This is a genomic window from Bacillus sp. LQ01 (assembly GCF_057624735.1).
In genome coordinates, this window is the sequence record NZ_JBYEZL010000024.1 from 1 (window position 1) to 597 (window position 597).

Annotated in this window: 2 tRNA genes and 2 rRNA genes; all 4 read left to right on the forward strand. The window is 46.2% G+C overall.

Annotated elements, in window-relative coordinates:
• A 16S ribosomal RNA gene (locus AC22L0_RS29290) occupies positions 1-110 on the forward strand; the annotation flags it as partial.
• A 130-nt stretch (positions 111-240) separates the two neighbouring features.
• Positions 241-317, forward strand: a tRNA-Ile gene (locus AC22L0_RS29295).
• An 8-nt stretch (positions 318-325) separates the two neighbouring features.
• Positions 326-401 (forward strand) — tRNA-Ala (locus AC22L0_RS29300).
• Between the two features lie 80 nt (positions 402-481).
• Positions 482-597, forward strand: a 23S ribosomal RNA gene (locus tag AC22L0_RS29305); the annotation flags it as partial.

The window sequence follows — 597 nt, forward strand, 5'->3', positions numbered from 1 at the left end:
AGTCGGTGGGGTAACCTTTTTGGAGCCAGCCGCCTAAGGTGGGACAGATGATTGGGGTGAAGTCGTAACAAGGTAGCCGTATCGGAAGGTGCGGCTGGATCACCTCCTTTCTATGGAGAATTGATAAGCGCTGCTTATCAATATAAGTTTCCGTGTTTCGTTTTCGTTTAGTTTTGAGAGTTCAATTCAGTGTTGACTCTTAAATGAGGATATGATATAAATAAATCCTGCAATTTGTATGGGCCTATAGCTCAGCTGGTTAGAGCGCACGCCTGATAAGCGTGAGGTCGATGGTTCGAGTCCATTTAGGCCCACCATACATTTTGGGGCCTTAGCTCAGCTGGGAGAGCGCCTGCCTTGCACGCAGGAGGTCAGCGGTTCGATCCCGCTAGGCTCCACCAAAAAGCTATTTTAAATAGCAAATGGTATGTTCTTTGAAAACTAGATAACAGTGTAGCTCATATTTTTTAATTTTTAGTTTGGTTAAGTTAGAAAGGGCGCACGGTGGATGCCTTGACACTAGGAGTCGATGAAGGACGGGACTAACGCCGATATGCTTCGGGGAGCTGTAAGTAAGCTTTGATCCGAAGATTTCCG